Here is a 25571-nt window from a genome sequence, read left to right as displayed (position 1 = left end):
AACGGCTTGGTGGTGCTGTTCTCCCGGACCTTCCGGATCTCGAAGTCCATCGCGCCCCTTGAACAGGGGTGTTGCGACGACCACTAGAACGGAAGGATCACCGCGGGGCCCTCTCCGTGGAACGTGCGAACGTCCGTTCAGTCGGTGAGGCGCTCGCCCGTGGAGGTCGAGAAGACGTGCAGTTCGCCCGGACGCGGCACCACGTGCAGGGTGGCGCCCTTGTCCGGCACCGAACGGCCGCTGACGCGGACGACCAGGTCCTTCAGGTCGTCGCCGACCTTGGCGCTGCCGTAGACGAAGCCGTCGGCGCCGAGCTCCTCGACGACGTTCACGGTGACCGCGAGACCGGCGGGGGCGTCCTCGGTGTCCTTGGTGAGGGACTTCGCGGCCTCGCCGTTGTGCTCGTCGATGTCGAAGTGCTCGGGGCGGACGCCGACGGTCACCGTACGGTCACCCTTGTCGGTGGCGGCCTGGAGCGCCTCGCGGTTGACGGGGACGACCGAGTTGCCGAACTTCACACCGCCGTCGGTGATCGGGACCTCGATCAGGTTCATGGCGGGGGAGCCGATGAAGCCGGCGACGAAGAGGTTCTTGGGGCGGTCGTACATGTTGCGGGGGCTGTCGACCTGCTGGAGCAGACCGTCCTTGAGTACGGCCACCCGGTCGCCCATCGTCATGGCCTCGACCTGGTCGTGGGTGACGTAGACGGTGGTGATGCCGAGGCGGCGCTGGAGCGAGGCGATCTGCGTACGGGTCGAGACACGGAGCTTGGCGTCGAGGTTCGACAGCGGCTCGTCCATGAGGAAGACCTGCGGCTCACGCACGATGGCACGCCCCATGGCGACACGCTGACGCTGACCACCCGAGAGCGCCTTCGGCTTACGTCCGAGGTAGTCGGTCAGGTCCAGGATCTTCGCCGCGTCCTCGACCTTCTGACGGATCTCGGCCTTGTTGACGCCGGCGATCTTGAGCGCGAAGCCCATGTTGTCGGCGACCGTCATGTGCGGGTACAGCGCGTAGTTCTGGAACACCATGGCGATGTCCCGGTCCTTCGGCGGCAGGTGCGTGACGTCGCGGTCACCGATGCGGATGGCGCCGGCGTTGACGTCCTCAAGCCCCGCGAGCATGCGGAGCGAGGTGGACTTGCCACAGCCGGACGGACCGACGAGGACGAGGAACTCGCCGTCCCCGACCTCGATCTCCAGACCATCGACGGCGGGCTTCTCGGTGCCCGGGTAGATCCGGGTCGCCTTGTCGAACGAAACAGTGGCCATGGTGAAGGCCCCCTTCTACCGGCAGGAACGTGCCGGACGATCCGTTGTAGGAAGGTGGTGGTGTAGTCCACGCGAGTGAACTGGGTACGGACGGTACCTGGCGTTTGCCCGGTCTGTCAGTACCCGAGGGCATGTGAACTTCGCGGAAATTTTCGACAGGGCGCCACGGGGACCTGGGTACACTGCACCAGGCACGTGATCGCACACGGATCGCCCGCGTCTCGCACACGCGCAGGCCTCCTTAGCTCAGTTGGCCAGAGCAACGCACTTGTAATGCGTAGGTCGTCGGTTCGAATCCGACAGGGGGCTCCAAGGCAAACCCCAGGTCAGATCTCTGACCTGGGGTTTCTTGTTTTGGGTGTGACCTTGGGGTCTGGGTAAACCGGGCGCTGTTGGCCTGTGTGCTGGGACGGGATCGGCGATTCAATGCCCTGAACTGGATCTTTGCGTGCCGTGGACGGGTGGATCACGGTGCTGTAGTGAGTGGCCTCCGGTGAGTTCCCTTGGCCGCGCTGGAGGTGGAGCCTGAGCGTGGCGGGTGATGCTCGGTCATTGCTCGATGTCGAACAGCGGGATGGATGGTGAAGGGGGAGCAAGGACTGTGCGAAGGCGGTTGAGATTGGCTCGCCACTGCTTTCGGTCTTCCGGGTCGACCCAGTTCGAGGCCGGTCCGGCTTCCTCGCTGATGATGCGAGCGAGGGCCTCGTCAGCGAGCGTTCGGAGATCGTCAGGGAAGGCGGGCATGGGTTCTTCAGGGCCGTACGGTGTGTCGATCGGGTCGCTGGCAGGGCATTGCGCCGCGATCAGCGCGGCGGCGGCCACCGCCTTCTCTCCTTCGGCGAGCCAGCCGGTGGCGTCGACGGTGCGCGTGAGGATGCCACGGACCAGTGCCTCGCGTTCCTCGGGTTTGGCGTCGTCGAGCGCATTGGCGAAGTCCGCGGCCGTGTCGTTGTCGAAGGGGCCGGTGTCCCAGGTGCCCATGGTGATCTCCTCGGGTAGCCGCGCTGCGCCAGGATCTTTGCATCAGCCGCCGACATCGCGATCACTGCGCGAGCAGTACCCGCTTCCGTAGAAGTGCGAAGTCGGTACGCCCGAACATCTGGCGCTTGAGCATCTTGATCCGGTTGACATGGCCTTCGACGACGCCGGAGTTCCACGAGGTGGTGGCGAACGAGTGCGGGCAGCACCTCGGGATGTGTCAGGAGTCTGCCTGTGACGGTTCGTATCGAGAGTGGGCGGATGTCCGGGGCGCGCGGTGTGGTCCGCGTGGGGCGTAGGCAGTCGCGCACGGCGGCGTAACCGCCGCGGTCGCCGCGTTCGGTGATCTCTTCCCGGAGTTCCAGGTGTTGGTGCGGCCGTCCACCCATTGCTGGTGGAGGTAGGGCTTGAACGCGTCCAGCTTGGTCGGGCCGTTCTGCCACTGGCGGCCTGTGAAGAGTTCCTCGGATGTCCTGGCGCGGGTGAACCTCCGCACGGTGTGGAAGCCCATGCCCAACTCCGGGCGACCGACAGCCGGTTGCGGCCTGCCTCCAGGAGCGCGTGGACCTGGGCGTGCCTGGCGCGGGTACGGTCGGCGACGCGGTGGCCGGTCGGTCACGGCGACGTGACGGTCTTCCCGGGCATGGGCCTTCCCGGGCATCGGCCCCGATTCGGCCGGTGGTTCCGCTGCCGACGATCCGTCACCCGGTGGGCCTGCGGGGCACCGGGTGTGGTGCCCTCGGCGAAGAACGGGGCGCGGTCTCGGCAGACGATCCTTGATCTGCGGATGCTGTACGAGCCAGGCGGCGAGAGTCTCAGGCTCCCGGTCGGGCTACAGGTCGAGCGGGCACCGGCTTTCGGCGTCGGCCGGCACCGTTCCGCGGACGCGGCCCTTGCGCATCGCGTACTCGTCGACACCGACCGCCGACGGTGGCGGTGGCGGTGGCGGTGGCGGTGGTGGCGGCGGTGGTGGCGGCGGGCTCGGCTCCGGCAGCGCACGGACCAGGCGCAGCACGATGCCATGACTGACCATGATCCCGATGAGCTCGGCGAGTCGCCCGCCCGCTCGTCCCGCGAGGGTCGGCCCGAGGAAGCCGAGGAACGACCGCTGCCGCTCGCTCCGAGGGTCGTACCGTCGCGTCAGTCCCGCGAGTTGTTCTACGAAAGTGCGCCGGGAGCACTCGGTGGCCGGGCCGGTGAACCGCCGTACCCGCAGAGCCAGTTCCACGGAGCCAGTTCCACGGGTACGGCGGCTACCGGCAGATCACAGGGAAAGCGCAGGAACGAGCCGAGCACACAGCGCGCGACACGTATCGCTTCACCACTCGTGTCGACCGACGTCACCACCACATCGGGGAATGACGCAAAGCGCATCCCCGGCAAGACCGGCAACGCATCGTCAGCCTGCGTTCGGACACCGGTCGTTGATTGGTGGGGACACCGCCCGGTGCCGGCGGGAGGCGATACCGTCCCGTCCTGCCCTGCGTGCGAGGGCCCGGAGCGAGCCTTTCGCTACCGCGGTGCGATGGATTTGAGCCAGTTCTCGATGGTGACGACGTCTGCCCACTGTGGGAACAGCTTTTCGGTGAGGAACCGGTGCACCTCGGGGTCGGTGTCGAGGCAGCCGTCCGCCAGGACGGTGAGGCCGAAGTCCAGGTCGAGGGCGTGCCACAGAGTGGACAGCACTACGGCACTGGTGGCGATGCCGGTGAGAACGAGGCTGTCGATGTCGCGAGCCCTGAGTACCAGGTCGAGGTCGCTGCCCGAGAACGCGCTCCCCCGTCTCTTGGTGACCACCACCTCGTCCTGCCGGGGCGCGATGTCGTCATGGATCGCGGTGCCAGGGGCGCCCTCGGTGAACAGGCCTGCCCGCACGGCGTTTGTCATCACCTTGTTGCGCGGGCTGACTTCCGGATCGCCCGGACGTAACCCGATCACCACGTAGATCACGGGGATGCCGGCGGCCCGGGCACCGTCGATCGCTCCGCGCAGGCGCGGCAGGTATCCGGAACCGTCGTCGGCAATGGCCACGACGTCCCGTTGGACGTCCATCACCAGGAGTGCGCTGTTCGCCATGTTGCCGCCGTCCCTTCTCCGTCGGAAATAAGCAAGAGCAAGTCTGGTGGATCGGCCGAACCGCGGTGGAGGTTTCGGACGTCCTCGATCCTCGATCCTCATCGGCGTCCCGCCCGCGCTGTTGGTGGCGCATGGCTGCAATGTCGGCCCCAATGTCGGCCCCAACGTCGGCCCTAACGTTGGCCGGACCCCGGTGGTCGGCGCTGTCGACGCGCTGAAGTACGACCGGCTGTCCCCTGTGCTGCCTGCCCCTCGCAGGGGCAGGCAGTGCGGCATCACGTTGGCGGATACTCGGGGCCATGAACAGGAAGCCGCGGTTGGGAGAGTTTCTCAGGACTCGTCGGGATCTGTTGCGGCCGGCGGACGTGGGGATCCCGGATTTCGGGGAGCGGCGGCGGGTGCCGGGGCTGCGGCGGGACGAGTTGGCGCGGCTCGCCGGGGTGGGGCTGTCGTACTACACGCGGCTGGAGCAGGGGAGTTCGCTCAACGCGTCGCCCGAAGTCCTGGAGGCGCTGGCCCGTGCCCTCGGGCTCGACGAGGTGGAGCGTGCCCATCTGCACGATCTGGGCGGGGTGGCGCGTCGCGTGACCGTCCGGCGCCCGCCCGCGCCGGAGCGGGTCGGCGACGCGACCCGGCAGTTGGTCGACGTGCTCGGTGACACGCCCGCGATCGTGCTCGGCCGCCGTAGCGACGTACTGGCCTGGAACCGCACCGGACACGCCCTGTTCGCCGGGCACTTGGAGTCGCGGATCCCCGAACAGCCCGACCTGCGGCCGAACATGGCGCGGCTGGTGTTCCTGGACGCGCACACCCGTGACCTGTTCGTGGACTGGTCGAAGAAGGCCAGGAACGTGGTCGGCAAGCTTCGGCTCGCCGCCGGGCAGCACCCCGACGATCCCCGGCTGGCCTCGCTCATCGGCGAACTGACCATGAAAAGCCCGGAGTTCGCCCAGATGTGGGCCGAGCACGGGGTCAGGAAGTGGGCCCTCGCGGCCTATCGCATGCACCATCCGGTCGTCGGGCGCATGGAGCTCAATCTGCAGTCCCTGGGAGTTCCGGAGGGGGAGGGGCAGCGGATCGTCGTAGCCACGGCGGGTGTCGGCAGCGCGTCCGCGGCCGCGCTGTCCCTGCTCGGACGGAACAACGTCCCGGCTCCCGCGGAGCCGAGCGCGTCCGCCCGTATGCGCTAGTCGGCTCCCTCTCCTCACCCGCTCCTCTCCCTCGCCTCACCCATGACGACACCTTCCTCCAGGTGCGCCGCGGCATGCCCGCATGCCCGCATGCCTGGAACAGACCGGTACAGATGGGAACTTGATGAACAAGAAGCTGTCAGCCGCGGCCCTGGCCGTCGTGGCCGGTGTGATCGGAACGCTCGGTTTCGCTACGGTGCCTGCCGCCGCGAGCTCACCCCGCACCGCATCCACCTACACCGCCTCTCACGTTGCCCCTCACGTCGCCCCTCATATCGCCGCCCACATCGCCGCCCACTTCGACCTGGCCTCGGGACAGACCCCCGAGAACGGCGTCCTGGAACCCGACGGCAGTCTCGACGTGACCTTCTCCGTGGCCCGGCAGGTCGCCCGGGTCGGCGTCGACGGCACGACGCGGATCCTGGCCACCATGCCGCTGCCCGCCGACGGCGGGGTCAACACGCCCGTCCTGCACTTCGCGCCCACCATGGGCATCGTCCGGGCCGACGACGGGACCCTCTACTTCCTGTACGACACCGGCACCGCGGACCTGACCGGCGTGTGGCGGCTGCGGCCGCACGGGACCCCGGAACGCATCGCCGCCCTGCCCGCCGACGGCCTCCCCAACGGCATGGCGCTGGACCGGCGCACCGGCAGGCTCTACATCGCCGACTCCGTACTGGGTACGGTCTGGACCGTGCCCGTCGGCGGCGGGACCCCGACCGTCTGGACCAGCGGCCCCGAACTCGCGTACTCCGCCATCGCGGGTGCCAACGGCGTGAAGATCCACGACAACGCGCTGTGGGTGTCCAACACGGATGCCGGGACCGTCCTGCGCATCCCCTTCCTGCCGGGTAACCGTCCGGGGCGGCTCCAGGTCCGGGCGACCGGGCTGACCACCGTCGACGACTTCACGTTCACCGGCGCCGGGGACGAGATGCTCGTCGCTCTCAACCACACCAACTCCGTTGTCCGTGTGCGGGAGGACGGGAGTCACCGCACGGTCCTCTCCGCTTCCGACGGTCTTCAGAATCCCACGGCGATCGAGGTGCGCGGTGACACCGTGTACGTGCTGAACGCCGCCTACGTCACGGGCGAGGACCCCGATGTCCTGGTCGCCGGCTTGCGTGAACTCCGTTGAAAGCGGCCGAAGATGGACCCCTCGTAGACTCCTCCTTCGGCCTCGGTGACGTCGAGGTGATCCGGGTCGTGGAGTTCGAGACCGCGACCCGGCCGCCGGCGGTCATGTTCCCGGAGATCGGCCCCGAGGTGTGGGACGACAACCGCTCCTGGCTCGCCCCCGACCACTGGGACCCGGACGCGGGGCTGCTGATGACCCGGATGCAGACGTTCGTGCTGCGCAGCGGGGGCGCGACGATCCTCGTGGACACCGGCGTCGGCAACGACAAGTCCCGCCCGGCCGCACCGGCGTTCGACCGTCGCCGTACCGACTTCCTGGCCCGGCTGGCCGCCGTCGGGGTCCTGCCGGAGGACGTCGACGTCGTGGTCAACACCCATCTGCACGCCGATCACGTCGGGTGGAACACCCGCCTGGTGGCGGGGAGTTGGGTGCCCACGTTTCCCAACGCCCGCTACCTGATGCCGCGCGCCGACCACGACTTCTGGCACCCGGGGAGCGGCAGCCCCGCCCGCACCGCCGCCGCCAACGCGAACGTCTTCGACGACAGCGTGGCACCGGTCCTGGACGCCGGGCAGGCCGTGTTGTGGGAGGACGCCTACGACGTTGACGGCGCCCTGCGGCTGGAGTACGCGCCGGGACACACCCCGGGCTCCTCGGTGCTCACGCTCCGGTCGGGCGGTGAACTCGCCGTGTTCGTCGGGGACTTGCTGCACAACCCGGTGCAGATCGTCGAACCGGACGCCAACAGCTGCTTCTGCGAGGACCCCGTCGCGGCGCGTGTGTCGCGACGGCGCGTGCTCGAACGGGCCGCCGACGAGGGCGCGTTGGTCTTCCCCGCGCATCTGCGGGGCGGGTCGGGGGTCCGGGTGCGGCGGGCCGGTTCGTCGTACGCCGTCCGGTCGTGGGCGCCGTTCGGGGAGCGGGTGTGAGCGGCGCGCCCGCCCCCGTCGTCCGTACGACGGGCGGCGCGGTCCGTGGCCAACTCCGTGCCGGTGTGCGGACGTTCGCGTCGATCCCGTACGCCGCTCCGATGACCGGACCCGCCCGGTTCGCCGCGCCCGCCCCCGCCCCGCGGTGGGACGGCGTACGGGACGCGACCGTACCCGGCGGAACCGCGCCCGCCCTGGCCCGTTCCGGCTTCGGCGGCCTGGACCTCTCCCCGGTGCTGGGACCCGGCTGGATCCCGGACCCCGGCCCGACCCCGGCCCCCGGCCGGATCCCGGGTCATGGCCGGATCCCGGACCCCAGCCGGATCCCGGATCCCGGCTATCTCACCGTGACCGTCACCGCCCCCGAACACCCCTCCGGCGGGCTGCCCGTGCTGGTCTTCGTGCACGGCGGAGGCCTCATCTCGGGAACCGGTCAGGCGCCGCTCTACGACGGCTCGTCCTTCGCCCGCGCCGGCATCGTCACCGTCACCCTCAACTACCGTCTGGGGGTGGCCGGTTGGCTCGACGTGCCCGGCGCGCCCGCCAACCGCGGGCTGCTCGACGTCGTCGCCGCGCTGCGCTGGGTGGCCGAGAACGCGGCGGCCTTCGGCGGTGACCCCGGCAGGGTGACCGTCGCGGGGCAGTCCGCCGGGGCGATGATCGTCGCCGCGCTGCTCGCGCGTCCCGGCGCCCGGGGTGAACGGCTGTTCAGCCGGGCGATCATCCAGAGCGGCAGCGGTACGGCGGCGATCGGCGCGGAACAGGCCGCGTTGACCACACAGGCGGTGGCCGAGGCGCTGAATGTCCGGGCAACCCCCGCCGAACTGGGCGCAGTTGACGACCGGCGGCTGACGGAGGCGCTCGGTGCGGTCGGCCCGGTCGTCGTCATGCCGGACGGGCCGCTCGACACCTCGCTCGGCGAGAGTCCGATGCGATGTGTCATCGACGGTTCGTCGCTGGACCGGCAGCCCGCCGAGGCCGTGTACGACGGCGGCCCTGGCGCCGACGTGGACCTGCTCATCGGCACCAACCGCGAGGAGGCCAACCTCTACACCGTGCCCTCGGGCGCCGCCCTGACCGAGACCCGACTGCTCGCCCTCGCCGAACGCCGCCTGGCCAACCCCCGCGCAGGACTCACCGCCTACCGGACCGCCCAACCGGGCGCCCAGCCAGCCGAGTTGGCGAGCCGGCTCATCACGGACACCTTCACCCGGGGCAGCCGGCTCCTCACCGACGCCCACGCCCGCCACCGGCGCGCCCGCACCTTCGCCTACGAGTTCGCCTGGCGCTCGCCCGCCTTCGACGGCGCGCTCGGCGCCTGCCACAGCGTGGAACTGCCGTTCGTCTTCCACCGCACCGACCTGCCCGCCCTCTACGGCGACACCGCCCTGCTCGGCCCCCACCGGCCGCCGCCCGCCCTGGCGGACCGTACACACGCTGCCTGGACGGCCTTCATCCGCGACGGCGACCCCGGCTGGCCGCCCTACGACCTCGCGGCGCGTGCCACCGCCGTCATCGACGAGCGGTGGAGCGTCGTGCTCAGCGCCGCTCGGGGAGTCGTCTCAACGCCGGGTCCGTGACGCGGGCGAGCAGCGCGGTGGCGAAGCGGTCGGCGGGGAGGACGCGGAACGGGCCGGAGGGGTGCGGGCGGGTCGTCGGGTCGACGCGGTCGGTCAGGTTCAGTTGGTTGTGGATTCCCGCCACGGCTTCGTAGGCGTAGGCCAGTTGTTTCTCGCGGGTCTGCCAGTCGGGGGCGGTCACGGCGGCGGTGAGGATCGGGGTGAGACGGTGGCCGGCCGTCGTACGGGCGAAGGCGGTGCCCAGCCATTTGTCGTACGGCGGGTAGCGGCGGTCCATGAGGAGGCACAGGCGCATCAGGTGGCGGGTCAGGTGGGCGGCGGAGACGGCGGAACCCAGTTCGTCTCCTACCTCGCCGCAGCGGCCCACGAAGGCTTCGCGTTCGGTGACGTGCTGCCACTCGCGCGCCAGGACGTGCAGCCAGACGTCGTGGGGATACCAGCGCAAGGTGTGGCGCAGCGGGCCGAGTTGGTGGAGGCCGTCGTGGAACACCGCGCCCCCTGTGACCTCGGTGAGGAGGTGGGTGGGGGTGGCCAGCCAGTCGGTGGGCGTGATGGCGTGGGCCGGGTCGAAACCGAGGGTGTCGGTGAACCACGCTGTGGTGTGGGTGACTTCGACACAGTGGTGGGTGGGGTGGCCGTGGAAGGTGCTCGGGAGATGTTCGGCGAGGTGGTGTCTGATGCGGCCCGCGTGCCGGGGCAAGTCCCGCGCGCGGAGGAAGAGTTGGAGGCGCGGGCCCCAGGTGTGGTCCCGTGAGCGGGGGGTGTCGTAGCCGAGGACCTCGGAACCGGCGCCGATGCGGGCGGCGGAGTGGGGGAGGGCGGGGGCGGACTCCTCCAGGAGGGGGCGGACGGTTTCTGTGTAGAAACGGCGGGAGAGTTCGAGGCCCGGTAAGAAAGTTGGCATATTCGTGAAGCTCATGCGGGGACCCTGCCCAGTCCCGGCATGATCGTGTGTGCGAATTTGCGGCGGCGGGCCTTTTCAGGTTCCGGCCAGCGCGGTCAGTGCGTCGTCCGTCAGGCGGTACGTCGTCCATTCGTCCTGAGGGCGGGCGCCCAGTGACTCGTAGAAGGCGATCGACGGGGTGTTCCAGTTGAGGACGGACCACTCCAGGCGTTCGTAGCCGCGGGCCGCGCAGATGCGGGCCAGCTCGGTGAGGAGGGCCTTGCCGTGGCCCGTGCCGCGGGCGGTGGGGCGGACGTAGAGGTCCTCCAGGTAGATGCCGTGGACTCCGCGCCAGGTCGAGAAGTTGAGGAACCACAGCGCGAAGCCGACCGGTTCGCCGGTGGTGTCGTCGGTCGCCATGTGGGCGTAGGCGCCGGGGTGTTGGCCGAAGAGGGCCTCGTGGAGCTGTTCCGGGGTGGCTCTCGCCTCCTGGGGTTCCTTCTCGTAGGCGGCGAGTTCGCGGATCAGGGCGTGGATGACGGGGATGTCGGTGGGCGTCGCGGTGCGGATCATGCGGAGAGCGTAGAAGACGGGCTCGGGTCCGCGTCCCGTTCGGCGGCGGGATCGCGGCGGGGGAGGAGGAGGGGGGTGGTCAGGAGGAGGGCGCCCGCGAGTGCGATCGCTGTGCGGGGGGTCGTGGCCGCGGCCAGCCAGCCCCACGCGGCCGTCGTCAGCGCGATCGCCGCGCTGGTGCTGACCGACCATGCGGTGAGGGTGCGGGCGATCCGGTCGGGGGCGGTGCGGGTGAGGCGGGCGGTGGCGAGGAGGGGGTTGAAGACGCCGATGCACGTCACCATGCCCAGTTGGAGGGCGGCGACCAGGAGCATCCCGGGGGCTCCGGGGCCGACGAAGGCCAGGCCGAGCGGCCAGCATGCGCGCAGTGTCCCGGCGGTGAGCAGGACCCTGTGCTGTCCGAAGCGGGTCGCGAGTGGGCGGGCGAGGCGGGAGCCGATGAAGCCTCCGGCGCCTGAGGAGGCCGCGAGGGCGAGGGCGAACTGCCAGGGCGTGAAGCCGAGATGACCCAGGAGGAGTACGGCCAGCAGTGGCTCCGAGGCCATGATCAGGGCGTTGACCGCCATCGCGTTGAGGAGCAGGGGGCGCAGGGTGGGGTGGGTGAGGATGTAGCGCCAGCCGGCGAGCAGGTCGGCTGTGCGTAGGCGTGGTGCGGCCTTGGGGGCGGGGTGTGGTTCCGTTCCGCCGATGGCTTTGATGCCCAGGGCCGAGAGCAGGTAGCTGGCGGCATCCGCCATCACGGTTGTCACCGGGCCGAACATTCCGATCGCCGCGCCGCCCAGTGGCGGGCCCAGCATCGTCGAGGTCCAAGTCGTCGACTCGAAGCGGGCGTTCGCGATCAGCAGGTTCTCGGGGGCGATGAGGGATTTGAGGTAGGCGCCGCTCGCCGCGTTGAACGCGATGTTCGCGGTGGCCACCGTGATCGAGACGAGGAGGAGCTGGGTGAAGGTGAGCCGGTCGAGCGCGTAGGCGACGGGGATGCTCAGCAGGGCCGCGAAACGGGTCAGGTCCATCGCGATCATCACCGGTCGTTTGCGGCGGAACTCCACCCAGGGGCCGAGGGGGACCGCCAGCAGGGAACCCGCTGCCCGGCCTGAGGCGGCCAGTACCGCCACCTGGGTCGGACCCGAGTGCAGTACGAGGATCGCCAGTACGGAGAAGGCGCCGAAGCCCAGACCTGTGCCGTACGAACTGACCGCGAACGCTGCCCACAGCCAGCCGAACTGTCGGCCCAGTCTGTGCCTGCTCACCTGCGCTCCCTCTGTCGGACGACCTCAGGGATCCAAGCGAGTGGTGCCGTCTGTGGTCAAACAACCGGCTTGCCTTATCTCTACAACCAGGGGTTGTGTCTGCCTGTGGTCGGAATGTCGATCACGGCGGGGGCGATACTCGCGTGCGTGAATCGGCTCATGCGAATCATCCGGGGCCTCCACAGGGTGTGGACGTATGTCCGCAGCGCTCCCGGCACGTATGTCTGGCTGGGGATTCTCTTTGTCACGACGGTGGCCATGCATCACATGTCGCCGGACTTCGAGCAGGAGTTCCTGCGGCAGCGGTCCACCAATATCCACGAGCTGTCGAACAACCCGGTGCGGGTGCTGTTCGCGAGCGCGATGTGGATCGACGGGGGGCGCTGGCTGCCGTACGCCGTGCTGTACACGGTGTTCCACGCGCAGGCGGAGCGGTGGCTGGGGACCGCGCGGTGGCTGATGGTGTGTGTGGCCGCGCATGTGCTTGCCTCGTTGATCAGCGAGGGGGCGTTGTTGTGGGCCGTGAAGAACGGGATGGCGCCGGAGTCGTCTCTCGACACCCTTGATATCGGGGTGAGTTACGCGCTGGCGGGGGTGGTGGGGGTGCTCGTGTATCGGATCGCCGTGCCTTGGCGGTATGTGTATCTGGTGGGTGTGGTTGCTGTTTATGGGGTGCCCCTGGGTACCCATCGGACGTTCACCGATCTCGGGCATTTCACCTCCATGGTGATCGGGCTGGCGTGTTATCCGCTGGTCAGGGGCTGCGGAAAAGCATGGAATCCGAAGGAGACAGTGGCCGCCTTCAGGGGTTAGCGTCCGGATATGAGCAGCTCGGCAAGCGGTTCGGCAAGCGGTGTCGTGAATGGTGGCGTCTCCTTCTGGTACGCGGACGACGGTCTGCCAGAGAGGCGGGAGCCTCTTGGGGGTGATGCCTCCGCCGATGTCGTGATCGTGGGGGGTGGGTACACGGGGTTGTGGACCGCGTACTACTTGAAGAAGGCGGATCCCTCGCTGCGCGTCACTGTCCTGGAGCAGAAGTTCTGCGGGTACGGCGCCTCGGGGCGCAACGGTGGGTGGCTCTACAACGGGATCGCCGGGCGGGACCGGTACGCCAGACTTCATGGCCGTGAAGGTGCGGTACGGCTACAGAAGGCCATGAACGACACCGTTGCCGAGGTCGTGAAGGTCGCCGAGGAGGAGCGGATCCACGCCGACATCCATCGGGGTGGCGTGCTCGAAGTCGCTTGTACGCCTGCGCAGTTGGCGCGGCTGAAGGCGTTCCATGAGCACGAGCTGTCGTACGGCGAGAAGGACCGGGAGTTGTACGGCGCCCGGGAGACCGCCGAGCGGATTCGTGTCGCGGACGCGGTCGGGTCTACGTGGACTCCGCACGGGGCGCGGTTGCATCCGGTGAAACTGGTGAAGGGGCTGGCGGGGGTGGTCGAGGCGTTGGGGGTTGTTATCTGTGAGTCGACGCCCGTGACCGAGATTCGGCCTCGGTGCGCTGTCACTCCGTATGGGAGTGTGCGGGCGCCCTATGTTCTGCGGTGTACGGAGGGGTTCACCGCGAGCCTCAAGGGGCAGCGGCGGACCTGGCTGCCGATGAACTCCTCGATGATCGCCACCGAGCCGCTGAGTGAGGAGCAGTGGGCTTCGGTGGGGTGGGGTGGGCTGGAGACGCTGGGGGACATGGCGCACGCGTACATGTATGCGCAACGGACCGCCGACGGGCGGATCGCGTTGGGTGGGCGTGGGGTGCCGTATCGGTTCGGGTCCAAGACCGACAACGACGGGCGGACGCAGGCCGCGACGATCGAGGCGTTGCGGGAGATTCTGGTGCGGTTCTTTCCGTCGCTGGCCGGGGTGCGGGTGGAGCACGCCTGGTCCGGTGTGCTCGGGGTGCCTCGGGACTGGTGTGCGACGGTGACGTTGGACCGGGCTACGGGGCTCGGGTGGGCCGGTGGTTATGTCGGCTCGGGGGTTGCCACGACCAACCTCGCGGCTCGGACGTTGCGGGATCTTGTTCGGCTGGACTCCGGGCAGGGGGGATCTACGGATCTCACTGGGTTGCCTTGGGTCGACCACAAGGTGCGCAAGTGGGAGCCGGAGCCGTTCCGTTGGCTGGGGGTGCAGGGGATGTATGCCACCTATCGCGCGGCTGACCGGCGTGAACTCGGTGGGCATGGCGCGGAGTCTTCGCGGTTGGCTCGGATCGCGGATCGGGTCGCCGGGCGCCACTGAGACGTGCGGGTTTGGGGGTGCGTCGCCTGCGGTTTGGTGTGGGTCGCCTGCGGTTCGTTGTGGGTCGGTGCCGCGTCGGGGGGGTGTCCGTCCTCGGAACGGCGCGGAATCGGTCTCGCAAGATTTTGAGCGCGTTGACGCGCCAACCGCTGCGGGCGGACACCCCCCGACGCGTCACCTTCGCGCCGTACGCGGCTGATCAGGTCACCTGCTCCGACTCGTTCGCCGGTGCCTGGGCCGGTGCGTTGTGCTTCGGTGCTCGTGCCGTCACCATCAGGCCCGCCACCAGGGCTGCCAGGAGCATGACGGCTACGGCCCACCAGATGGCGACCGTGTAGCCGTGGACGATGCCCTTGCTGGTGATCAGGGCCTTCTGGGCCGGGGTGTGGAGGTGGGCGGCGATGTAGGCCGTGCTGCTGGTGGTGGCGATCGTGTTGAGCAACGCTGTGCCGATCGAACCGCCCACCTGCTGCGAGGTGTTGACGGTCGCGGACGTCACGCCCGAGTCCTGGGGGGCTACGCCCGCGGTGGCCGTGGCGAAGACCGGCATGAAGATCAGGCCCATGCCCAGGCCCATCAGGATCAGGCCGGGGAGGAGTTCGGTCGCGTAGTCCGAGTTGACGGTCAGGCGGGTGAAGAAGGACATGCCCGCTGCGGCCAGGATCGCGCCCGGGACCATCAGGGTGCGCGGTGGCACGTGGTGCATCAGGCGGGCCGAGATCTGGGTCGAGCCGATGATGATCGCGACCGTGAGGGGGAGGAAGGCCATGCCCGTTTTCACGGGGGAGTAGTCGAGGATGACCTGGAGGTAGTAGGTCATGAACAAGAACATGCCGAACATGCCGATGACGGCCAGGCCCATGGTGAGGAAGCAGCCGGCCCTGTTGCGGTCCTTGACGATGTGGAGGGGGAGGAGGGGGCTGGGGGCCCTCGTTTGCCACCAGACGAAGGACGTGAGCAGTACGACGCCTGCGGCGAACAGGGTCAGTACCAGTGAGTCCGTCCAGCCTCGTGGTTCCGCCTCGCTGAAGCCGTAGACGATCGCGACCAGGCCGCCGCAGCCGAGCAGGACGCCGGGTACGTCGAGGCGGGCGCCCGTGTTTCCCGGGCGGTCGTGGAGGAGGGTGACGGCGCCGAAGACGGCGATGGCCGCGATGGGGATGTTGACGTAGAGGCACCAGCGCCAGTTCAGGTATTCGGTGAGCAGGCCGCCCGCTATGAAGCCGATCGCCGAACCGCTGCCCGCCAGTGCGCCGTAGATCCCGAAGGCCTTACCGCGTTCCTTCGGGTCGGTGAAGGTGGTGGTGAGGAGGGAGAGGGCGGAGGGGGCCAGTACGGCGGCGAAGACGCCCTGGAGGGCTCGGGCGCCGAAGAGCATGCCGGAGGTGGTGGCCGCGCCGCCCAGCGCGGAGGCGCCGGCGAAGCCGATCAGGCCGATGATGAACGTTCGCTTGCGGCCCACGAGGTCGGCTATTCGGCCGCCGAGCAGGAGCAGGCCGCCGAAGGCGAGGGTGTAGGCGGTGATGACCCACTGGCGGTTGCCGTCGGACATGCCCAGGTCGCGCTGTGCGGACGGGAGCGCGATGTTCACGATCGTCGCGTCGAGGACGACCATCAGCTGGGCGAGAGCGATGACCACCAGGCCCCACCAGCGTCGGGGGTCCGGCTCCGTGGCCGTTGTGCTGGCCTCACCTGTTCGGGTGACGCTCATCTGCTCAGAAGACCATGAATCGGTATGTATTGCATCTGCGAGTGGGTGGTTTGGTGTGGTCATGGCTCCAGTACCACCTTTCCCGTTGTCTGCCGGGTCTCCAATGCCTGGTGCGCCTTTGCCGCGGCGGACAGTGGGAAGCGTTGAATCGCCGGTACCAGTCGGCCCTCGGCGGCCTCGGTGAGTGCCCGTAGTTCGAGGGTGCGGAGGGGGCTCGGGCCGCCGGCCTTCCGCATCATGGCGGGGCCCAGCACTCGTACGGATGCCCGTTCGGTTTCGTACGGTTCTCCGCTCGACCATCCGAAGACGATGTGTCGGCCGGTGGGGTTGAGCAGGGCTGTTGCCTCGCGGGCGACTGTTCCGCCCACTCCGTCGAACACCGTGGTCGCGCGTCTGCCGTCGAGCCAGGCATTTACCTTTTGCGGCCACTCCGGGTCCGTGTAGTCCACGGCCAGGTCGGCGCCGTTCGCCCTCGCGAGGGTCGTCTTCTCGGGGCCGCCTGCGAGGCCGATCACGGTGGCTCCGGCCTGTTTGGCGTACTGGACCAGGAGGGTGCCCAGGCCTCCGGCGGCTGCCGGGATGATGGCCACGGAGTCCCTGTCCAACTCGCTGAACTGCACGATTCCCATGGCCGTACGGCCCGTTCCGATCATGGCCACTGCCTGTGCGAAGTCCAGGTTCCCGGGGATCTCGTGCACCCGGTCGACGTCGACCACGGCCGACTCGGCGTAGCCGCCGGGTGCGAATCCGAGGTGGGCCACCACCCGTTTCCCGAGCCACAGGTCGGCCACCTCCTCGCCGAGTGACTCGACCACACCGGCCACCTCGCGGCCGGGAATCGTGGGGAGGGTGGGGAGTGCGGGGAGTGGGCCCTGTTCGCCCCTCCGGAGTGCGGTGTCCAGGAGGTGGACTCCGGCCGCTGCCACGGCGATTCGGACCTGGCCGGGGGCCGGGGAAGGGGTGTCGACGTGTTCGTAGGTGAGGTTTTCGGCGGGGCCGAAGGTGTGGAGTCGTATGGCGTGCATGGGGTCACTCTTCGACCTCAAGTGTGGTTGAGGTCAAGGGTTCGTCGGGCTCGTTGTCAGTGGTGGGGTGCAGGATGGGGGGATGGCGAGGAGAGCGGCTGGCGGGACGGGTGGAATGAAGGGGGCGCGGCGGCCGGAGGTGCGGTTGCCGACTCTGGAGGCTTATGGAGGTGGGGGGTTGGAGCCCGACGGGGACTACGACGGGCTGGAGATCAGGGACGAGGACTTCGCGGGGCAGGACGGCGGGGGCGCCCGGTTCATGGACTGCGCGCTGACGGGGTGCGCGCTGGACGAGACGCGGCTGCATCATGCGCGCGTACTCGACTCGGTCCTCACCGGCATACGGGGTGTCGGTACCGATCTCGCGGAGTCGACCCTGCGCGATGTCGAGGTGATCGACGCCAGGATGGGGGGCGTGCAGTTGCACGGTGCCGTGCTGGAGCGGGTGGTCGTCCGGGGCGGGAAGATCGACTATTTGAACTTGCGCAAGGCGCGGCTCCGGGACGTCGTGTTCGAGGGGTGCGTGCTCGTGGAGCCGGACTTTCTCGATGCCCGGCTGGAGCGGGTCGAGTTCGTGGACTGCGTGTTGAAGGGGGTGGACTTCACGGGGGTGACCTTCACGGACGTGGATCTGCGCGGCGCGGCCGAGCTGGAGATCACGCGGGGCATCGACCGGCTGTCGGGGGCCGTGATCAGCATGGGGCAACTGCTCGATCTGGCGCCGGTGTTGGCCGTGCAGATGGGGATTCGGGTGGAGGGGTGACGGAGGGGGCCCTTTGACGGGGGCCGAGCGCGGGGCCGGCATCCTCCAGCCCGTCTGGGGGCGCAGCCCCCGGACGCTCACTGCACCCGGGGGAACTTCGCCTGCAACGTCCAGATCGCCGGGTTCTCGCCCAGGGCATCGTGCATGTCCACCAGGTCGGCGATCAGGTCGTGCAGGAAGTCCCTTGCCTCGCGGCGGAGTTCGGAGTGCGAGAAGGTCAACGGCTCCTCGTCGCGCCGCATCCAGTCCGCCTCCACGTCCACCCAGCCGAAGCGGCGCTCGAACAGCATTCGGTCCGTGGACTCGGTGAAGTCCAGCTCCGCCCGCTGCGGGCGGGACGCCCGTGAGCCCGCCGGATCCTGGTCGATCCGCTCCACGATGTCGCACAGCGCCCACGCGAAGTCGAGCACCGGTACCCAGCCCCAGGCCGTGGCCACCTCGCGGTCCGCCTTGGTGTCGGCGAGATACACGTCACCGCAGAACAGGTCGTGCCGCAGCGCGTGGACGTCGGCGCGCCGGTAGTCGGTCTGCGGGGGGTCCGGGAAGCGGTTGGAGAGGGCGTAGCCGATGTCGAGCACGTAGGTGATGGTGTCACGGTTGGGGAGGGCCGACGGCAGCTGGAGCGATCACTCACACTGGCCCGGTGGCGCGGTCCCCGTCCTTGTTCTGTGCGGCGGCGGCCACCTCCAGGAGGGACCAGCCGTCGACCTCCGTGGCCTGCGGTTCTTCCGGTCGCGGTAGCCACCCTTTGGCTGCCGCCGCGTCGAGCAGGGCGCGGACGGCGCCGGGTTCGTGCAGGTTGAGGGACATGCCCTGGACGTACCCCACGTCCCCTGAGCCCAGGGGGGCGCCGCCCGGGACGTACCGCCCCGGCCCCTCGGCGAAGACGATGCGCAGTGGGCCGCCGGTGCCGGTCGGCTGGGGACGCAGGGTGAGGGTGTGGACGCAGCCCACGGGTTGACTGCCGGTGCCGGTGCCGGTGCCGGTGCCGGTGCCGGTATCGGTGTGGCTGTGGCTGTGGCTGTGGCGCAGGCTCCAGAGGTAGGTGCGTCCGTTGGCGACTAGTCGGCGGGGCTTCTTGGCGGAGCGGGGCATGGAGCCGAGCGTACGAGTTCCGGACTCATAGGATCGCGGACGTGCCCCGATCCGTACGGCTCGTTCCCATGGCCCTCGCCTGCGTGCTGGCCCTCGCCCCGACCGCGTGCACGGGGTCGGGGTCGGGGGCGGGCGCGGGTGTCCGGGGCGCATCCGGCAGTGCGGGCCTGCACGACCCGTACTTCCCGCAGGCGGGCAACGGCGGTTACGACGTGACCCACTACGACCTGACCCTCGCCTACGCCCCCGACTCCCACGCTCTGACCGGTACGGCGACCATCACGGCCCGGGCCACCGCCGAACTCTCCTCCTTTCACCTGGACTTCAAGGGCATGACGGTCGAGTCGCTGACGGTGGGGGGACGCAACGCCCGTTGGAGCCGGAGCGGACAGGAGCTGACGGTCCGTCCACGTTCCGTCCTCCGCAAGGGCGGGACGTTCGAGACGACCGTTCGCTACTCCGGTGCTCCGGGGGCGATCATCGATCCGGACGGTTCGAAGGAGGGCTGGTTGCGTACGGCGGACGGTGCGGTGGCGCTGGGTGAGCCGGTCGGCTCGATGGCGTGGTTCCCCGGAAACGACCATCCCTCCGACAAGGCGACTTACGACATCGCGATCACCGTGCCCAAGGGTCTACAGGCCGTCTCCAACGGGGAGTTGAGGGCTGAGACGACGAACGCCGCCGGTACGAGGACTACTTACCGCTGGCGCACCGCCCAGCCCATGGCGACGTACCTCGCCACGGTCGCCATCGGCCACTACGACATCACCCGTACGACGGCGGGGAACGGCCTCCCCGTGTACACGGCGGTTGATCCGCAGGAGGCGGTCGCGAGCCGCAAGGCGCTGGCGCGGATCCCGGAGATCATGGAGTGGGAGGAGTACAACTTCGGTCCGTATCCCTTCTCCTCGACCGGTGCGATCGTCGACCGGCGGGGTGACGCGGGGTACGCGTTGGAGACGCAGAACCGGCCCTTCTTTCCCGGCGCTCCCGACACCGTCCTCCTCGTCCACGAACTCGCCCACCAGTGGTTCGGCGACTCCGTCACGCCGAGGAGCTGGCGGGACATGTGGCTCAACGAGGGCTTCGCCACGTACGCGGAGTGGCTCTGGGACGAGGACCACGACGGCGATACCGCCCAGGAGACGTTCGACGCGCTCTACGACGGGACGTACTTCGACGACCCGTCCGAGAGCGAGGCCGTCTGGGCCTTTCCGCCTGCCCGGCCCAGTTCCGCCGCGCACATTTCCGACAGTCCCGTCTACGAGCGTGGCGCGATGGTCCTGCACAAGATCCGGCAGACGGTCGGCGACGCCCGCTTCTACGACATCGTCCAGGGCTGGGCCGCCGCCCACCGTCACGGCAACGCGGACACCGCCGACTTCACGGCGTACGTGGAGCGGATGGCGCCGGGGAAGGACTTCGGGGGGATCTGGCGGGACTGGTTGTACGGGGACGGGAAGCCGACGCACGCCTGAGGGGTCGGCCTGGGCTGCTCAGCGGGTGTCTCCCAGGGAGATCAGCAGGGTGCGCAGGATCCGGGTCAGCTCGTCGCGGTCGGTGTTCTCCTGGGCCGAGAGGATCTGGATCTGGTTCTCCACGTGGCCTTCCACCACGCGGTCGACCAGGTCGCGTCCGGCGTCGGTGAGCGCGATGTGCAGGCTGGGGCGGTCGCCGGGGACCGAGTCGCGGGTGACGAGGCCGTGGGCGACGAGCCGGTCGACGCGGTTGGTGAGGGCGGCCGAGCCGATCATGACGCTGGAGGCCAACGCCTTCGCCGTGAGCGGCCGTTCGCTGCGGCGCAGGGTGACGAGGACGTCGAACTCCCAGGTCTCCATGTCGTACTGGGCGAAGTACTCCTTCAGCCGGGTGTTGACCAGCCGTGAAAGCCGCAGGACGCGGCCGATGGTGCCTATGGCGTCGAGGTCCAGTTCGACCGGTCGGATCCCGTGCCGGGCCCGCTGTTGCGCGAACTGGTCGAGCTGGCTCTGGAGGCTCCGTCCAGCTTCAACCTCCAGGCCCGGTCCGTTGTCGTGGTGACCGGTGAGGAGGGGCGCAGGGCCCTGGCCGAGGCAACCGGGGGGCAGCCGCATCCTCAAGAGGCGCCGGTGACGCTGGTGTTCGTCGCCGAGTCCGGCGCCTGGCGCGAGGACCGCGGTGACGTCTGGGAGACGGCACGGCGGGGCGGTGCGTGGTCCGAGCGGTTCGCCGCCGCCTCGCCCGAGGACGCGCGGCTCTTCCACGAGGACCTGCGCGAGCGCGGTCTTGAGCGGGAGTACGCGGTGAAGGACGCCATGATCGCCGCTTCCTTCTTGATGGTCGCCGCCGAGGCCGCGGGGCTGGCCACCAGCCCGATGAACGGCTGGGACGAGGCCGCGGTCAAGAAGGCCGTCGGCATCGACGGCCGGGACGACCTGCACATCGCCCTGCTCGTCCCGCTCGGCCACCCGGCCGAGTCCCGCCGCCACCCGGGGCGCCGGGACCGCTCACTGACCTGCTTCAGCGAGACGTACGGCCGCTGACATCGGCGGGAGGGAGCGCGGCCCGTGTCAGTCCTGCGCGCCTTTCTCATTCAACGCATCCAACGCATCCAACGCATCCAACTCATCTAGGAGTACGGCGAGTTCGGCGGGCCACACGGTTTCCGTCGTGTCGTGGAGTTCCTTCCTGGTCCACCAGCGCCAGGCCCGGATGCCGTCCCGGGCGTGGGCGGCGGTGAGGTGGGGGCCGGTGGGTTCGCGGTGCGGGCCCTGGGTGACGTAGATGCGTTCGTACTGGTGGACCGGGGTGCCGGCGAAGGTGAGGTCGACCTCTCTGGTGGACAGGAGGGGGCCGGGTTCCAGGTCGGTCCAGCCGGTCTCCTCCTGGAGTTCGCGCAGGGCGGCCTCGCGCGGGGTCTCGTCGGCTTCGAGGCCGCCGCCGGGGAGGGCCCAGAAGGTGCCGCCGGTCTCGGTCTCGGGGGCGTCGTGGTCGTCGTAGCGGAGGAGGAAGACCGCGCCGGTGGGGTCCAGTACCGCGATGCGGGCGGAGCGGCGGGTGGTGCGGAGCTGCTTGCGCAATACCGTGCAGGGGCGGCCGAGTTGGCGGTCCGGGCGGTGGTCGATGACCTCGTAGCCGAGGGCGGTCCAGAAGGCGAGGGCCTCGGGGTTGTTGTCAAGGACGGCCAGGCGTACGGCGGTTCGGCCGGCCGTGCGGAAGCGGTCCTCGACGAGGGTCGCCAACTGGCGTCCGTAGCCCTGCTGTTGCTGTGTCGCGTCGATCATCAGCAGGCCGATCCAGAGGTCTTCGTCGGCCGGGTCGGGGTGCGTTCCGAGGGTGATGGCGATCCCTACGAGCCGCCCCGCACTGCGCGCGAGCAGTACCTCCACCTCCGGGTCGGCCAGCTCGTCGGCCAACGCCGTTGCCACCTGCTCGGGCCGGATGTCCTCCGGGTCCGGGAAGTCGCCGCTGAGGGCGTGGAACGCGTGGTGGGAGGCGTAGAGGGCGGCGAGTTCGGTCAGCAGCTCACCGGGCAGCGCACCGGCCTCGGTCGACGTGAGCGGTTCGAGGAACATGGGGGCACGCTAGTGCCGTACGGATCCGCCGCGAGGCGACACCCCCGTGATCCGTACTCTGTGTCGGCAACTACGGGGAGGGCATGTCCATGCGGCACGGCTATGGGGTCGGAACGGTCTTACGAGTGGCGGCCGTTGTCGCCACGGCTGTCCTGATGAGCGGCTGTTCGTCGGGCGATTCGGCGGAGGACAAGGCGTGGCAGGAGGAGTACTGCGCCAAGCTGGGGTCCTAGGTCGGCCGACGCCGTGACCGTGACCCCGACCGTGACCTCAGTCCTGGGCGAGGCCGGTGAGCAGGAGCAGGAGCAGGAGCAGGCCTCGGCCGTCCTCGTCGTACGCGTCGCCGAATTCCTCAGTACACGACGGCCCTCAACGCTCAGGTCTCCAGCCCCGCATACGGCATGTCGTGCAGGACGCGGTGGTGGACGATCCTCCACTCGCCGTCCACGCGCCGCAGGTCGGTGTCGTAGTAGCCGGACTCGATGGGACGGATGGTGCCCTGGGCGCCGAACGTGTCCTTGGGCCAGCCGTCGGCCGGGTGGGAGAGGGCGCGGACCTCGAAGACCACGAAGTGGGCGTTCATGTGGGCCCGTTCGCCGTCGACCTCGATGAGGTGGTCCGCCGTGACGTGGTGACTGGAGCCGCCCTCGGGGTGCGGTGCCATGAAGTTGTCGACCGCGTACGCCACCCCCGCACCGCCGATGATCGGCTCACCGATCCGCTCGTAGGCGTCGGGGCCGGTCTTGACGAGGACCTCCACGATCGCGTCGTCGGTGAACAGGGCGCCCTGGCTCTTGCCGTCCCGCCGGTCGGCGGCGCGGACATAGCGGGCCAGGACCTCCTGGACCTCGCGCTCGTCGCTCATGGTTCGCACGTTCCTCTCATGTGTCCGAAGCGGGGTCTCGCTCACTCCTCCGAGTCGACCATCGGGAGCGGGGCGGAGCCATGAGGGTTCCGGCAAGGGTCGATACCCTTGAGGTATGGATCGTCTGGAGACCCGCGAACTCGCCTATTTCGTCGCGGTCGCCGAGGAACTGCACTTCGGCCGCGCCGCCGAGCGCCTGGGCATGGCCCAGCCCCCGCTGTCCCGCGCGATCAGCCGGCTGGAACGCCGGATGGGGGTACGGCTGCTGGAGCGCACCAGCCGCCGGGTCGCGCTCACCGACGCTGGTGCCGTGTTCCTGGACGAGAGCCGACGGCTGCTCGACTCGCTCGACGCGGCCGTACGGCGGACGCGGCGGGTGCGGCAGCCCGGCCGGCTGGTGATGGCCGTACGGCCCGGTACCGCGTCCGGGCTGATCGCCGAGCTGCTGCGTTCCTCCGAGGTCGGCGGCCACGACGTCGTCTTCACCCATGACCGCCCGGCCGCCCTCAGGGACGGCAGGGCCGACATCGCGCTGCTGTGCGTCGGCAGCGACGATCTCACCGGGCTGCGCACCGCCGACCTCACCGAGGAGGCGCCCTTCGCCCTCGTCCCGCGCGGCCATCCAGTGGCCCGCCGCCCCGCGGTGACGGTCGCGGAACTGGGCCGGGACCCGCACTTCGCCCCCGAGTGCCCACCGGTCGGCCTCGACGAGATCATCGACCGGGTCGCACTCGGCCGCCTGGTCACCGTCGTGGGCTCGGGTGCCGCCGAACGGATCTCACCCGAGGTGAGCGCGGTACCGGTGACCGACCTCCCGCCCACCCGCCTTGCGCTCGCCTGGCCCGAGGGCGCGTCCCGCCCGGCCGTCACCGCGTTCGTGCGCACGGCCCGCGCGGCGGAGGCACGGCGCACCCTCGACGCGAGAGACGAGAAAGACGCGAGAGACGTGCGAGATACGAGAGACGTGCGAGACGGAACCGTGGCCGACCTGCGCTGACCACCCGCCGCGAGTCGGCCCAACCACCCTTACCGGAACGGGATGTTCAGCCAAGGGCTCCCCGGATCGGACGTCAGGATCCGGTGCGCGGTGACCATGTCCTGGTACCAGGGGCCGAACTCCTCCTCGTCGAAGTGGAGGCAGCGGCCCAGGATGTAGCCGGCCGAGAAGTCCGGCCAGGAGCGGTAGGCGAGGGCGGCGGCGCGGCCCGCGCGGGTCAGGGCCGACTCGGTCTCCGGCAGGGTGCAGAAGCGGGCGCCGAGGCCCCAGCGGGCCATCTTCGAGGCGCGGCCCAGGTCCCAGGCCTCGACGGAGGTGACATGGCGGTTCTCGTCGAGGATGCCGTCGGCCCGCATCCGGGCCTCGTAGCGGGTGATACGGCCGATGAGGCGTTGGACGCCCTCGATACGGGCCTCGGTCTCGGAGGCGGGGCGGGGGTCGGTCTTCGTCACGCCGTCCTCCGTGATGACCGTGGAGCCCTCGGAGTCGGCGCGGATGACGGTGGCGACGGCCTGCCGCCAGTAGCCGGTGTCGACGTGGCCGCCGAAGTCCCGGGCGATCGTGCGGCGCAGACTCAGCGCGAACTCCCATACGGAGCTGGACGCTTCGGCGGCGAGCAGGTTGCGCAGATGCCGCTGCCATTCGGCGCGGGTGGTGATGCCCCACCATTCGCGCAGCCGCCGGCGCTCACCGTCGTAGCCGCTGCCGTGCCAGGCCGGCGCGTTCCACAGGGAGCCGTTGCTGACGCAGAGGAGGGCTCCGCAGGCCAGGCCGTGGGCGACGGGGCCGTGCAGCGCGCCGCCGACGTGGAGTGCGCGCAGGCGCATGCCACTGACAGGCGTTCCGATGTGTTCGGCCGCGCGTGACCAGTCCGTCGTGCCCGGGGGGCCGTAGGGGAGGGGGAGTTCGCAGGGGGTGCCGGGGTTGATGACGAGGGTGGGCGGGCACTGCGGGGTCCAGGCGCCGGCTATCCAGCGCAGTGAGGCGCGCGAGTAGACCATGTCGGGGCGCGGTGCGGGGAGCATGCCGTCGGTGAACAGTTCCCAGTGCCTGGTGCCGCGTCGGACGTCGCGGATGAACACGCGGTGCACACGGTCGGGTTGGGCGTCGTAGGCCTCGCGGGACATCTCGTAGTAGAGGTGGGTCCGGGCGAGTACGTCGTAGTACGCGGGCCAGTCGCCGCGCGCCCTGGCCTCGGCGAGGTCCCGCTCGGTCTCGGTCGGCGGGGTCCAGGCGGGCGGACCGGCGGGCGGGGGAGGCCCGAAACCGGCGGAGGGCGGTCCGAACGACATGGGTGCTCTGTCCTTCCAGGGTCCAGCCGCTGCTGACCCCGGCACACTGCCACACGGGACTGAGACACCCCTGTGGACCCCCGGAAACCCCATTCCCTGTGCCCGAGGCCCCCGGCCGCGATCATGCGGCCAGGGGCCTCGCACAGGTGAGGCG

25 protein-coding genes and 1 tRNA gene are annotated in these 25571 nt (G+C 69.8%); 11 read left to right on the top strand and 15 right to left on the bottom strand.

Annotation, left to right across the window (positions count from 1 at the left end; translation table 11 throughout):
• Positions 1–137: 137 nt before the first annotated feature.
• Positions 138–1274 (bottom strand): ABC transporter ATP-binding protein, encoded by a 1137-nt coding sequence (locus ACWIHT_RS44585; RefSeq protein ID WP_200712029.1) that lies wholly within the window; start codon positions 1272–1274, stop codon positions 138–140.
• A gap of 235 nt (positions 1275–1509) precedes the next feature.
• On the opposite strand from ACWIHT_RS44585, the gene ACWIHT_RS44580 reads away from it, so the two are divergent.
• Positions 1510–1586 (top strand) — tRNA-Thr (locus ACWIHT_RS44580).
• 237 nt (positions 1587–1823) lie between these two features.
• Here the strand turns inward: ACWIHT_RS44580 and ACWIHT_RS44575 are convergent.
• The 3 genes from ACWIHT_RS44575 to ACWIHT_RS44565 all read right to left on the bottom strand — a co-directional run bounded on the left by ACWIHT_RS44575 (position 1824) and on the right by ACWIHT_RS44565 (position 4328).
• The gene (locus ACWIHT_RS44575) at positions 1824–2255 is read right to left on the bottom strand and encodes a DUF4259 domain-containing protein (RefSeq protein WP_456174382.1); all 432 of its coding nucleotides are present in this window, start codon (positions 2253–2255) and stop codon (positions 1824–1826) included.
• A gap of 829 nt (positions 2256–3084) precedes the next feature.
• Positions 3085–3480, bottom strand: a complete 396-nt coding sequence (locus tag ACWIHT_RS44570) for a hypothetical protein (RefSeq protein WP_456174381.1) — start codon at positions 3478–3480, stop codon at positions 3085–3087.
• A 284-nt stretch (positions 3481–3764) separates the two neighbouring features.
• Entirely contained in the window at positions 3765–4328 is a 564-nt protein-coding gene (locus tag ACWIHT_RS44565) for a cysteine hydrolase family protein (RefSeq protein WP_456174380.1), read from the bottom strand.
• Between the two features lie 299 nt (positions 4329–4627).
• Between ACWIHT_RS44565 and ACWIHT_RS44560 the strand changes: the two genes are divergently transcribed.
• From ACWIHT_RS44560 to ACWIHT_RS44545, 4 genes are all read left to right on the top strand, one after another.
• Positions 4628–5518 carry a helix-turn-helix transcriptional regulator gene (locus tag ACWIHT_RS44560; RefSeq protein WP_456174379.1) on the top strand — a complete coding sequence of 297 codons (891 nt, stop codon included), beginning with the start codon at positions 4628–4630 and terminating at the stop codon, positions 5516–5518.
• A gap of 124 nt (positions 5519–5642) precedes the next feature.
• On the top strand, positions 5643–6659 hold the full coding sequence (locus ACWIHT_RS44555; protein WP_456174378.1) for a hypothetical protein: 1017 nt from the start codon (positions 5643–5645) through the stop codon (positions 6657–6659).
• A 68-nt stretch (positions 6660–6727) separates the two neighbouring features.
• Entirely contained in the window at positions 6728–7588 is an 861-nt protein-coding gene (locus tag ACWIHT_RS44550) for an MBL fold metallo-hydrolase (protein WP_456174377.1), read from the top strand.
• Positions 7585–9168, top strand: a complete 1584-nt coding sequence (locus ACWIHT_RS44545) for a carboxylesterase/lipase family protein (protein ID WP_456174376.1) — start codon at positions 7585–7587, stop codon at positions 9166–9168. The genes ACWIHT_RS44550 and ACWIHT_RS44545 overlap by 4 nt, the downstream gene beginning before the upstream one ends.
• Here the strand turns inward: ACWIHT_RS44545 and ACWIHT_RS44540 are convergent.
• The 3 genes from ACWIHT_RS44540 to ACWIHT_RS44530 all read right to left on the bottom strand — a co-directional run bounded on the left by ACWIHT_RS44540 (position 9128) and on the right by ACWIHT_RS44530 (position 11874).
• Positions 9128–10072 (bottom strand): DUF4037 domain-containing protein, encoded by a 945-nt coding sequence (locus tag ACWIHT_RS44540; protein ID WP_456174375.1) that lies wholly within the window; start codon positions 10070–10072, stop codon positions 9128–9130. The genes ACWIHT_RS44545 and ACWIHT_RS44540 overlap by 41 nt on opposite strands.
• Before the next feature lie 75 nt (positions 10073–10147).
• Positions 10148–10624, bottom strand: coding sequence for an N-acetyltransferase family protein (locus tag ACWIHT_RS44535; RefSeq protein ID WP_456174374.1), 477 nt, complete (start codon positions 10622–10624; stop codon positions 10148–10150).
• Positions 10621–11874 carry an MFS transporter gene (locus tag ACWIHT_RS44530; protein WP_456174373.1) on the bottom strand — a complete coding sequence of 418 codons (1254 nt, stop codon included), beginning with the start codon at positions 11872–11874 and terminating at the stop codon, positions 10621–10623. The genes ACWIHT_RS44535 and ACWIHT_RS44530 overlap by 4 nt, the downstream gene beginning before the upstream one ends.
• Before the next feature lie 159 nt (positions 11875–12033).
• On the opposite strand from ACWIHT_RS44530, the gene ACWIHT_RS44525 reads away from it, so the two are divergent.
• Positions 12034–12687, top strand: a complete 654-nt coding sequence (locus tag ACWIHT_RS44525) for a rhomboid-like protein (RefSeq protein ID WP_456174386.1) — start codon at positions 12034–12036, stop codon at positions 12685–12687.
• Between the two features lie 9 nt (positions 12688–12696).
• Positions 12697–14115, top strand: a complete 1419-nt coding sequence (locus tag ACWIHT_RS44520; protein WP_456174372.1) for an NAD(P)/FAD-dependent oxidoreductase — start codon at positions 12697–12699, stop codon at positions 14113–14115.
• A gap of 199 nt (positions 14116–14314) precedes the next feature.
• On the opposite strand, the gene ACWIHT_RS44515 is transcribed toward ACWIHT_RS44520, so the two are convergent.
• Together ACWIHT_RS44515 and ACWIHT_RS44510 are read right to left on the bottom strand one after the other, a co-directional pair.
• On the bottom strand, positions 14315–15826 hold the full coding sequence (locus tag ACWIHT_RS44515) for an MFS transporter (protein ID WP_456174371.1): 1512 nt from the start codon (positions 15824–15826) through the stop codon (positions 14315–14317).
• Positions 15827–15885: 59 nt separating this feature from the next.
• Positions 15886–16851 (bottom strand): zinc-binding dehydrogenase, encoded by a 966-nt coding sequence (locus ACWIHT_RS44510; RefSeq protein WP_456174370.1) that lies wholly within the window; start codon positions 16849–16851, stop codon positions 15886–15888.
• Positions 16852–16966: 115 nt separating this feature from the next.
• Here ACWIHT_RS44510 and ACWIHT_RS44505 point away from each other — a divergent pair, with 115 nt between their 5' ends.
• Entirely contained in the window at positions 16967–17614 is a 648-nt protein-coding gene (locus ACWIHT_RS44505; RefSeq protein ID WP_456174369.1) for a pentapeptide repeat-containing protein, read from the top strand.
• A gap of 77 nt (positions 17615–17691) precedes the next feature.
• Here ACWIHT_RS44505 and ACWIHT_RS44500 read toward each other — a convergent pair whose 3' ends face one another.
• Together ACWIHT_RS44500 and ACWIHT_RS44495 are read right to left on the bottom strand one after the other, a co-directional pair.
• Positions 17692–18192 carry a hypothetical protein gene (locus ACWIHT_RS44500; RefSeq protein WP_456174368.1) on the bottom strand — a complete coding sequence of 167 codons (501 nt, stop codon included), beginning with the start codon at positions 18190–18192 and terminating at the stop codon, positions 17692–17694.
• Between the two features lie 52 nt (positions 18193–18244).
• Positions 18245–18709 (bottom strand): hypothetical protein, encoded by a 465-nt coding sequence (locus tag ACWIHT_RS44495; protein ID WP_456174367.1) that lies wholly within the window; start codon positions 18707–18709, stop codon positions 18245–18247.
• Between the two features lie 41 nt (positions 18710–18750).
• On the opposite strand from ACWIHT_RS44495, the gene ACWIHT_RS44490 reads away from it, so the two are divergent.
• Positions 18751–20187, top strand: a complete 1437-nt coding sequence (locus ACWIHT_RS44490) for a M1 family metallopeptidase (RefSeq protein ID WP_456174366.1) — start codon at positions 18751–18753, stop codon at positions 20185–20187.
• 18 nt (positions 20188–20205) lie between these two features.
• On the opposite strand, the gene ACWIHT_RS44485 is transcribed toward ACWIHT_RS44490, so the two are convergent.
• Positions 20206–20802, bottom strand: a complete 597-nt coding sequence (locus tag ACWIHT_RS44485; protein ID WP_456174365.1) for a MarR family winged helix-turn-helix transcriptional regulator — start codon at positions 20800–20802, stop codon at positions 20206–20208.
• Between ACWIHT_RS44485 and ACWIHT_RS44480 the strand changes: the two genes are divergently transcribed.
• Positions 20683–21231: a nitroreductase family protein gene (locus tag ACWIHT_RS44480; RefSeq protein WP_456174385.1), complete on the top strand. Its 549-nt coding sequence runs from the start codon at positions 20683–20685 to the stop codon at positions 21229–21231. The two genes, ACWIHT_RS44485 and ACWIHT_RS44480, sit on opposite strands and share 120 nt — an antisense overlap.
• Positions 21232–21258: 27 nt before the next feature.
• On the opposite strand, the gene ACWIHT_RS44475 is transcribed toward ACWIHT_RS44480, so the two are convergent.
• Both ACWIHT_RS44475 and ACWIHT_RS44470 read right to left on the bottom strand, forming a co-directional pair.
• Positions 21259–22263, bottom strand: a complete 1005-nt coding sequence (locus ACWIHT_RS44475; protein WP_456174364.1) for a GNAT family N-acetyltransferase — start codon at positions 22261–22263, stop codon at positions 21259–21261.
• Positions 22264–22639: 376 nt separating this feature from the next.
• Complete coding sequence (locus tag ACWIHT_RS44470; RefSeq protein ID WP_456174363.1) at positions 22640–23128, bottom strand: nuclear transport factor 2 family protein; 489 nt, start codon at positions 23126–23128, stop codon at positions 22640–22642.
• 115 nt (positions 23129–23243) lie between these two features.
• On the opposite strand from ACWIHT_RS44470, the gene ACWIHT_RS44465 reads away from it, so the two are divergent.
• Complete coding sequence (locus ACWIHT_RS44465) at positions 23244–24125, top strand: LysR family transcriptional regulator (RefSeq protein WP_456174362.1); 882 nt, start codon at positions 23244–23246, stop codon at positions 24123–24125.
• 29 nt (positions 24126–24154) lie between these two features.
• Here ACWIHT_RS44465 and ACWIHT_RS44460 read toward each other — a convergent pair whose 3' ends face one another.
• The gene (locus ACWIHT_RS44460; protein ID WP_456174361.1) at positions 24155–25417 is read right to left on the bottom strand and encodes a DUF1266 domain-containing protein; all 1263 of its coding nucleotides are present in this window, start codon (positions 25415–25417) and stop codon (positions 24155–24157) included.
• Between the last annotated feature and the right edge of the window lie 154 nt (positions 25418–25571).

Source organism: Streptomyces sp. NPDC002276, assembly GCF_053891435.1.
Note: the sequence above shows the minus strand (reverse complement) of the source record. Positions and strands in the feature narration are given on the sequence as shown.